The organism is Loigolactobacillus rennini DSM 20253, assembly GCF_001436505.1.
GTDB lineage: Bacteria > Bacillota > Bacilli > Lactobacillales > Lactobacillaceae > Loigolactobacillus > Loigolactobacillus rennini.
The window spans coordinates 1-10,000 of the sequence record NZ_AYYI01000079.1; the positions used below are offsets into that span (position 1 = coordinate 1).

The 10,000-nt window shown below is 41.8% G+C and carries 8 protein-coding genes; 6 read left to right on the forward strand and 2 right to left on the reverse strand.

Translation table 11 applies throughout. The features are described from left to right. Positions 1–230 precede the first annotated feature (230 nt). The 4 genes from FC24_RS09130 (at position 231) to yidA (ending at position 3,786) form a co-directional block, all read left to right on the forward strand. Positions 231–581, forward strand: coding sequence for a hypothetical protein (locus FC24_RS09130; protein WP_057874572.1), 351 nt, complete (start codon positions 231–233; stop codon positions 579–581). A 196-nt stretch (positions 582–777) separates the two neighbouring features. Continuing rightward, on the forward strand, positions 778–2,235 hold the full coding sequence (gene cls, locus FC24_RS09135) for a cardiolipin synthase (protein WP_057874573.1): 1,458 nt from the start codon (positions 778–780) through the stop codon (positions 2,233–2,235). Between the two features lie 79 nt (positions 2,236–2,314). Further along, the gene (locus FC24_RS09140; RefSeq protein WP_057874574.1) at positions 2,315–2,950 is read left to right on the forward strand and encodes a histidine phosphatase family protein; all 636 of its coding nucleotides are present in this window, start codon (positions 2,315–2,317) and stop codon (positions 2,948–2,950) included. Positions 2,951–2,967: 17 nt separating this feature from the next. After that, positions 2,968–3,786 carry a sugar-phosphatase gene (yidA, locus tag FC24_RS09145; RefSeq protein WP_057874575.1) on the forward strand — a complete coding sequence of 273 codons (819 nt, stop codon included), beginning with the start codon at positions 2,968–2,970 and terminating at the stop codon, positions 3,784–3,786. A 79-nt stretch (positions 3,787–3,865) separates the two neighbouring features. Here the strand turns inward: yidA and FC24_RS09150 are convergent, their stop codons facing one another. Continuing rightward, the gene (locus FC24_RS09150) at positions 3,866–4,747 is read right to left on the reverse strand and encodes a glycosyltransferase family 8 protein (RefSeq protein WP_057874576.1); all 882 of its coding nucleotides are present in this window, start codon (positions 4,745–4,747) and stop codon (positions 3,866–3,868) included. A gap of 110 nt (positions 4,748–4,857) precedes the next feature. Further along, positions 4,858–7,173: a glycoside hydrolase family 31 protein gene (locus FC24_RS09155; protein WP_057874577.1), complete on the reverse strand. Its 2,316-nt coding sequence runs from the start codon at positions 7,171–7,173 to the stop codon at positions 4,858–4,860. A gap of 237 nt (positions 7,174–7,410) precedes the next feature. Between FC24_RS09155 and FC24_RS09160 the strand changes: the two genes are divergently transcribed. Beyond that, complete coding sequence (locus tag FC24_RS09160) at positions 7,411–8,850, forward strand: cytochrome ubiquinol oxidase subunit I (protein WP_057874578.1); 1,440 nt, start codon at positions 7,411–7,413, stop codon at positions 8,848–8,850. Further along, positions 8,843–9,859, forward strand: coding sequence for a cytochrome d ubiquinol oxidase subunit II (cydB, locus tag FC24_RS09165; RefSeq protein ID WP_057874579.1), 1,017 nt, complete (start codon positions 8,843–8,845; stop codon positions 9,857–9,859). Before FC24_RS09160 ends, cydB begins: the two co-directional genes overlap by 8 nt. The last annotated feature ends 141 nt before the right edge of the window (positions 9,860–10,000 follow it).

The following is a 10,000-nucleotide window of genomic DNA, read 5'->3' on the forward strand; positions in this document are numbered from 1 at the left end:
CTTACCGCCCAGAAAGCAGCTTAATAAAGTTGTCCAATTTTAAGGGTTCACTTCAGTAACGGAATTCGCCGCCGATTACCAAAAAGTTGCATAAACCATAACCTCCACCAATAATACCCACATTATGCCACATTTATAAAAAGTATGATAGTAACATTCTGCAAGAAAAAGAACTATAATAAAAGAGTAAACTTTAGGGCTTGCCACCCAGATAAATAGGAAGCGATAAAATGGCTGATAAAGATGCAGAAAAAAAGGAAACAGAAGCTGACGAAAAAAAGACGATCGAAATCGATCCGGCAGTCGTTAAGCAAGGGGTAGCGTTGATCAAGAAACAAGGCTACATCACGCGCAAAGATATTCCAGAAATCCAACAGGATGACTGGGCACGAGCATTATCTGAAAAAATCAGTGCGGCTTTTCATGATGCAGACGAAGCACCTTACATTTACTATGAACGGTATGATTTTGCTGATCATGAAATTACTGGAATTATTTTTAATATGGACCAAATTAAAACTCGGGCTGAAGCTGGCAATAAATTAGGTCAAGCGCTCGGATTAAAATCCTTTGAACACTAATTAAAATCACCTAATAAAATTAAGCACAACTGGTTAATCGGGCACCGCCCTTGCGGCGATAGCAGCGACTATTGGCTGGTTGTGCTTTTTTATTATTCAATCGATAGTAAGTCTGGAAAAACTAGTAAAATGGTTCGGCTTTTAGTGGAAGAAGCGTATAATAAATGTCATTGGAAAGATCGAGGAGGAGAAAAACATGAGTTGGTTGCAACTGATTTTCGATGTCATTATTGCGTTAAATGCTTTTCTAGCGATTGTGACCGTTTTTCGGCAGCATCGTGATATTTCTTCGACCTGGGCTTGGTTATTGGTATTAGTGCTATTGCCGATTGTGGGCTTTTTGTTTTACATATTTCTTGGTCGGGGAATGGGCCGCGAAAAGCTATTTAGCATCGAACATCAAGACCGGACAGGGATGGAAGAAATGATTGCCATGCAGCGCCATGACGATTTAGAGTTTGACACGCCCTTATCCGAGCAGATCACTGCCAATGCTAGCAGCATGGTGCGCCTTTTTGAAACAAATGATCACGCACCGCTGGCCAAGCGTAACCGTGTCGAGATTTTAACGGATGGCGAGCAAAAATTTGCGGCTTTATTTGCTGACATTCGTCAAGCTAAGGAAAGCATCCACATTGAGTACTATACAATTTACAGCGATAAAATCGGACAGCAATTACTTAAATTGCTGGAAAAAAAGGCTGCTCAAGGGGTTAAAGTGCGGGTGCTTTACGATGCATTTGGCTCCCATGGCACCACTAAAAAATGGTTTAGTCATTTAGAAGAATTAGGTGGTGAAGCAGCCACGTTCATCACATCGCATAGTTCGATTACGAAGACCCGATTAAATTATCACTGTCACCGTAAAATTGTCGTGATTGATGGTCGAATTGGCTATACCGGCGGGTTTAACGTAGGCGATCAATATTTAGGGCGCTTACCCAAATTTGGTTATTGGCGCGATACCCATTTGCGGATTGTGGGTAACGGCGTATTAGCTTTGCAAACTCATTTTGTCATGGATTGGAACATTTCGGTGCCCCAAGAACAGCATGTCAGTTATAGTCCGAAATATTTTCCGCGGGCAGCCCGGCTTAAAAATGCAACGACTGCTTTGCAAATCGTCACTTCCGGACCGACTTCTGATCGAGAACAGATTAAATCTGGTTACATTAAAATGATTTCAATGGCAAAAAAGAGCATCTGGTTGCAGTCACCCTATTTAGTGCCTGATGAAAGTGTATTGTCTGCTTTGATTATCGCCGCACAATCGGGAATTGATGTGCGCATCATGATTCCCCACATGCCGGATCATCCGTTTATTTACCGTGCGACACAGTATTACGCCAATTATTTATTTTCTGCTGGGGTTAAAATTTACATTTATGAAAATGGCTTTTTACATGCTAAAACGGCAATTATGGATGGCAAAATTTCCAGTGTGGGTTCCGCTAATCAAGATTTTCGCAGTTATAAATTAAATTTTGAAGTCAATGCTTTTATGTATGATAAAAAGATTGCGAAACAGTTGGAACGGATTTTTAAAGCAGACATGGCGCACTCTCGTTTGCTGACACAAGCTGAAATCGACCAACAACCTTACTGGTTAACTTTGAAACAACGCTTTTCGCGACTATTATCACCAATTTTATAGTGACACCGTTTGCAGCAATTTACTAGGCATGCTACCATAAATTTATTTAGTGGCATTATTTAATTCTGAGGTGAAAAATGTGACCGAATTTTATTTTATTCGTCACGGTGTGACAACCATGAATCAACAGCACCGCTTTTGCGGCAGTGGCATCGATATTCCGCTGGCGCCTGTGGGTGTAGCCGGTGCGAAACAGGCTGGCCAATATTTGCGGCAAGTTCATTTTACGCATGCATATACATCCCCACTTTGCCGAGCTAAGGTAACTTTAGAGACGGTTTTAGCAGAAAATAAACGGCCAACAGTTTCCACGACGATTTTACCCGAGTTGCGAGAAATTGATTTAGGTGATTGGGATGGTGATACATTAGCAGCCCACGAAAATGAACAGCAGTATCACTATTATTTCAAGCAACCGGAGCGCTACAATGCGGCAGTGATTCACGCTGAAAGTTATCAAGCATTGGAAAAACGGGGACGCCAAGCGTTACAACAAATATTTGTGGAAAATCCACAAGGCAATGTTTTAATCGCTAGTCATGGTGTTTTTCTAACCACTTTATTGCAACGCGTGTTAGGGATTCCTTTAAGTGACATTCGGCAGCATGGTATTTTAGCTAACACTAGTGTGACGCAGTTGAGCAGTTCAGATGGGCAGCATTTTTCACGGCAATTATGGAATGAAACGCGCTTTTTACACCATTCGACAACTTAACCTTGGAGGACAACCACATGATTAAAATCATTGCAATTGATATTGATAAAACGCTATTAACTTCAGCTAATCAGTTAGCACCGGCAACCATTGAAACCATTAAAGCTGCCCAGCAACAAGGTGTTAAAGTTGTGTTGTGTACTGGGCGACCAATGGCTGGTGTAGCCGGGTTTTTAAAACAATTAGGGTTAGCTGATTTGCAAGCTGAGTATGTGATCACCTTTAATGGGGCTTCTGTGGCCACTACTGCTGGGCAACTGATTAGTGAAACTGGATTGAACTATGATGATTACATTGACTTAGAGGCATTATCACGGCGCTTAGGTGTCTACTTTCAAATTGAAAACAATCAGCGCCTGTATACAGCCAACCGGGATTTAAGTAAATACACGATCTATGAAGCTAATTTAGTCTCCCTGCAGATTGCTTACCGTACGCCAGAAGAAATGCGCCAAGTGACCATGCCCAAAGCAATGCTGGTCGATGAACCAGAACGGTTGACTGCCGCATTAGCGCAAGAAGAAATCTTTCAGCCATTACAGCAACGGTTTAACTTTATGCACAGTGCCCCGTTTTTCTTAGAAGTAACGAAAAAGGGGGTTAATAAGGGTGCAGCATTAGCCATTTTGGCTAAGCATTTAGGCTTGACTGCAGAAAATGTCATGGCTATTGGTGATCAAGGTAATGATTTAAGCATGATTAAATACGCTGGAACCGGGGTAGCAATGGGAAATGCCATCACTGCCATCAAAGAAGCGGCGCAATATGTGACTGCCGACAATGATCATGATGGGGTAGCCAAAGCGATTGAAAAAAGTGTTCTAGTTAATCATTAAGCGTTAGGGTGTCGTTGATAACTGAATTATGAAAACAAGCGGCTGTGACAAAAGTAATCGTTTTGTCACAGCCGCTTGTTTAATGTTGTGATGTACAGCTGGTGTTTGGTACATATGGTTTTTCTGCTGCTTTTAATTTCAAACGTTGTACAATTGGTTGATAAGCTTGGTAGGCCGCTGTTGCTGGGTGCCAAATTTCTGGATGCCAAGGCTTACGAAAACCTGCGTAGTGAATTAAAACCGGGGAGCTGCGGGCCACCGTGTTTTGGTGCTCGACAGTGGGATCAAAATGTTGTTGTTGCCGCCAGAGTAATTTTGACTGTGCGTTGTATTTGGGGTGTAAGGGGAGCCAGCGATCCACCAAAATGGCGTTTAGTGCGTCTTGATCATGATAACGTAACTGAGTAGCGCGGACTTTGATGAACGCTTTGACTTGTTGCGAAATTCGGTGCTGGCGCCAAGCAGTTAAATCCATTAACATTAATCCGGAATTAAAATAGCGACGGTGATGGTAAGCAATTTGCATTTGATTTAGCCGATTTTCAACGTAGCCCGCATCTTCTACAGCACCGATTAATTTACCTTGCAACGGTGCTTGCCATAATGGACGTAAATCACCACGGCAGATCATATCGCTGTCTAAATAAAGCAGGCGTGTTTCTCGGCGTAAAATTTCTGGTAAATCAATTCGGTAATAGGCCGCTTGAATGATGCGCTGGTTGGTAGCGGCAGTCGCATAAGCTTTTGGATCAACACTTAAGAAGGTAATTTTTTGACAGTTAGCATATTGGTGTTCGATTGTTTTTAAATAGTGAAAATCCAATGTGGTTAATGCATCCGCGATAACGAAAAATTCGAATTCAACAGCAGGGTTTTGTTCTAAAATGGAAACATAAAGTGTCATTAATGGTGTGCAAAATTGATGATTAGTGGTTGAAGCAATTTTGATGCAAATTGGCATGACAATCACTCCTGTAACTAGTTTTAAATTGCGGACAACGTATCTAATTTGAATTAAAAGTTGCCAGCAGTGTGATTTTGCTTAGGCTGCTGGCAACTTTCAGTGGTGTTTTACATTAGATAAACAATTTCATACAAGAACGTTGCGAGTTCTTGATCGTTTAACGTGTTTAAAAAGCTGATGAATTGGATTTTACTATCTGCCGAGATGAATTTTTGCCAGATTAATTCTTTTAAATCGTAATCGATTTGAGCTCGACGTAATTTATCAAATAAGCGCTCAACTACTAGATCACGTTGTGGTGCAAGAGCCATGTGTTCAAAAGTCGCATCAAAGGCTGCACCAGCATTTTGGATGAAAATAATGCGCTGCTTGTGCGTGCTGGTGTTATTTTTGATGGTTGGTGCCGGATGTACCGTAAATGGGGTGACACCGATGAAATGTAATTGCAAAATCCGCCTTTTTGGAATGATTTGATTCGGATCCGTTACTTTGATTCTTAAGCGGCGCTTGTGCCAGTCCCAGGTAAAAGTTGTTACCGCGGTGCAGTTGGCTTGATGTTCATAAAGATGGTAAACATTATCAGCACCGGGATACAGTTTAATGGTCAACGTTTTTGGCAGTGGTGTTGGGTCGCTTAAAGGGTAGGGATTGAGCGGGACAATACCGCCAGCACGAACAAAAACTGGATAACGGTGATTATCACGGAAAACATTTAAAATCACATTACCTCGGTAGCGTAAGCCAGTGAAAAAATCGAACCAATAACCTTCAGGAAACCAAATGGTCACTTTTGATTGTTTTAGTCGCTGATTTTGAGGCTTTACAATCGGCGCGACCAGCATTTCAGAACCAAACATCGCTTGTTGGTTGAATTCATACGCAGTGGGTTCATCATGGTGGTAATACATCGGTCGTACTAACGGTTGTCCGAATTTATGCGTTTTAAAGTTAGCTGAGTCTAAATAGGGAATAAGTTCGTGACGTAATCTTAAAAATTCACGCATGATCGCTGCTGTTTCATGATTGTAATTCCAAGGCTCTTTACCACTGAACAAATTACCGCTAGAATGAAGGCGCATGATTGGACTGAACACACCGAACTGCAGCCACCTAAGTGCGAGTTCATCATCCCGTTGGCCGTGCATGTGGCCGCCGATATCGTGGCTCCACCAAGTGTAGCCTACGTTAGCTGCCGTTGCCGTGAAGTAAGGTTGGAAAGCTAAAGAGGCCCAACTAACGATGGTATCTCCAGAAAAGCCTACTGGATAGCGGTGACTACCTAAGCCTGCATAGCGGGACAAAATCAAGCCTTCTCCATGGCGTTGTTTGCTATCCTTAAAGTGATAATGGTTTAACAGCCAGAGGGGATCAACGCTATGGGTAGATAAATTAGTGCCTTGCTGCCAATCGATCCACCAAAAATCGACGCCGATTTTTTCTAAGGGGTGGTGCACGTCTTCAAAGTAGCTTTTGCGAAAGGCATCATCGTGTAAATTGAACAAAGCAGGTTCTTCAGCGGTAGTATCTAGGTTTAAGTGCTTGGCTACAGTGGGGTAAGGCGCTTCAAATGCACGAATACCATCTGCAGGATGGACGTTTAAAGTTACCTTTTTGCCCCGTTCGTGGAGCCATTTTAGTAAACGCTCAGGATGGGGGAAAAGCTTGTGGTTCCAAGTGTAACCGGTCCAACCACTACCAAAGCGACGGGGAATTTGGGTTAAATGCCAGTTAATGTCTAATACGGCCACTGAAAACGGAATGCCTGCTTGTTCAAAACGTTGAAATAATTTTTGGTATTCATCTTGTGTGTAGGCATGGTAGCGGCTCCACCAGTTGCCTAAAGCATAACGTGGTAGCAGTGGGGGGAATCCGGTTAATTGGTAGTAATCTTTAAGACAACTAAAATAGTCATGTCCATAGGCTAAATAATACCAATCAGCGCCAATTGCGGTTCTTGGGCGTAATAAATCATTTTCGATAATAAAGGATGCACTATCATCGATGGCAGCGTAACCGTTACGGCTCATCAGCCCTTCTTCCAAGGGTACGACACCATCTGCTTCGTCTAAAGTACGCACTGTCCCCTTTAGCGTGTTTACCGGTTGCCCAAAATTCCAGCGGTTGTCGTAAGAAGAATAGCCATATTTTGTGTCGATATAAAGTGATTCAGCAGTAAAAGGACCGCCTTTATAATAAAGGTGAAAGTAATCCGTTACGATTTCTAATTCGTGATGATTGCGTTGTCGATAAACTTTAAAGTCTGGTGTTCCCAAATTACGGTTTTGAACCATTTGGGTTAAGTGATCTTCAAAATGGTGATCTGTGCTGTATTCAAGACGAATCATTCGTTCAGTTAGAACGGTAAAGCGGTAATTTTGTCCGCTGATAATGTTACTGGCTTGGCCAGATTGTCGTTTAGTCACGATAAAATTCCTCCAGTCAGGCGAGATTGATTTTTTAACCATACTGGCATTTGGCTTTTCACGCAAGAAATATGCGCCTTAACAGGTGGTTAACAGTAATGATTATTTTGTGATGAAACGCATGAATAATGGCAATTTTTGTAAATTGTTTATTGAAATTTTGATTTGCGGGACAGTAGTTAAATAGCCTATAATATAGATGAAAGTGGATACAAAAATAGAAGGGTGGTTAGGATTATGTACGTACTTGGGGTCAGTCTTTTGTCACTGGCACGCTTTCAATTTGCCATGACGACTGTTTTTCATTTCTTCTTTGTACCGTTCTCAATCGGGATGGCATTACTTACTGCTATTATGGAGACTATTTATGTTGTTAAACATGAAGAAATTTATAAAAAAATGGCAAAGTTCTGGGGAAAGATTTTTCTGTTAAGCTTTGCTGTTGGGGTCGTTACTGGTATTATTCAAGAATTCCAGTTTGGGATGAACTGGTCTGATTATTCAAGGTTTATGGGGGATATTTTTGGCGCCCCACTAGCTATTGAAGCATTATTAGCATTCTTTTTGGAATCTGTCTTTATCGGGGTTTGGATGTTCACTTGGGATCGGTTCAAACCGGCTATCCATGCCTTATTCATTTGGCTGGTCACCATCGGATCCAGTGTTTCAGCGTTATGGATTTTAACCGCAAATAGTTTTATGCAAAACCCGGTGGCTTACCGGATTGCCAATGGCCGGGCTGAAATGTCCAGTTTTGCAGGTTTATTGAAGAATCCGCAATTGTGGGTTGAATTTCCGCACGTGATTTTTGGTGCTTTCACCACAGCTGCTTTTGCCTTAGCAGGTATGTCTGCTTGGCGGTTATTGAAGAAAAAGAATCGGGAGTTCTACCATAAATCCTTACGCGTTGGTTTATGGGTTGGTTTAGTCGGTGCAATTTTAACGGTTGGTGTGGGTGATTTACAGACTCAGATGATCGTTAAAGATCAGCCAATGAAATTTGCGGCTACTGAAGGGATTTATAAAGATACCGATAGTCCGGCACCTTGGACCGTGGTCGAAAAAATCGATCCGAAAACACATAAAACAACTTGGAAAGTGGAAGTTCCTAAGATGTTGAGCTTGTTAACTTACCACCGGACCACTGGCTCAGTTAAAGGGATGGAAACCATCAATAAAGAATTACAGGAAAAGTATGCGGATAAATTAGGAACGGATATGAATTACTATGTTCCGCCGCGCACTTTATTCTGGAGTTTCCGGATCATGGCTGGTAGTGGTGCTTTCTTCATCTTAGTCGCGGCATTAGGCTTATGGTTCAGCCGGGCAAAGAAGAATACCCTACAAAACAAACGTTGGTTATTGTACGTTTTAGGTTTATGCTTATGGCTACCATTCATTGCTAATACTTGTGGTTGGTTCATCACTGAGTTAGGCCGTTTCCCATGGATCGTTTACGGCTTGTTCACCATTGCAGATGCTGTTTCACCAAACGTCACTGCTGGGCAGCTTTGGATGTCGAATTCGTTGTACTTCTTAATCTTTACATTATTAGGTGCCACGATGATTTACTTCTCGCACCGGACGTTAGTTGCTGGGCCAGATGCTTTAGATCAATCGGATGGCTACGGCACCACTGTCGATCCATTATCAAAGGGGGCCTTCAGTCATGACTAATCTACAATTATTATGGTTCTTTCTGATTGGGTTATTATTTTCAGTTTTCTTCTTCTTAGAAGGATTTGATTACGGTGTTGGTATGTCTTTGCGCCTGATTGCCCATAATGAAGACGAACGTGGTCAGTTAATTCAAGCGATTGGGCCACATTGGGATGGTAATGAAGTTTGGCTAATTACAGCAGGTGGTGCCATGTTTGCTTCATTTCCATTCTGGTATGCCAGTCTCTTTTCTGGTTTTTATGTCGTTTTGTTCTTCATCTTGTTTGCACTGATTTTACGTGGTGTGTCTTTTGAATTTCGCTCCCATGCGATTTCAAAGGGTGGCAAACAACTCTGGGGTTGGGCGCTAACCATCGGTAGTTTGTGTGCACCATTTTTATTAGGCGTCATGTTTACTGATTTGGTTAAAGGGATGCCTTTAGATGCTAGCGGCAATATTAGTGGCAGCGTTGGCGATTTCATCAATTTATTTTCCATCGTCGGTGGTGTTGCGGTTACATTGCTTTGCTTATTACATGGCTTAAATTTGATTCGGCTTAAATTATCAGGTGCATTAAAACAACGTGCGCAAGCACTGGCTAAAGTTTTGTACCCGGTTTTATTCGTGGGATTAGTTGTTTTTGCTGGACTACTATTATGGGAAACAGATTTCTTTGTTAAGCGGCCAATTTCTAGTTGGACCATTTTGATATTGATTGTTTTATTCAGTGTCATTGCCACCTATGGCACTTATAAAGATAAAGACGTCCTTTCCTTTATCTTTAGTGGCTTAACTTTAATGGGAGTTGTAGCCTTATTGTTCAATGGCTTATTCCCACGGGTTATGGTTGGTAATAACGCTGCTAACAGTATTTTAATTAAAAACGCAACGTCAACAGAATACACGCTAGGTGTTATGACGATCGTTGCCGTGATTTTAGTCCCAATCGTTTTAGCTTATACAATTTGGAGTTACGTAATTTTCAATCGGCGGGTTCCCGCTAAAAAAGTGGTGAATGATAAATGATCGATAAGCGGTTATTACGCTTATCTGGAACTAAAAAAGTAATGTTAATGCTTGCAGGGCTGACGGTTCTGCAAGCTTTTATGATATTATGGAAGTTTGTCAAATGGTGTTGAAGGATAGTTTCTATCCTTTGGAGATCTC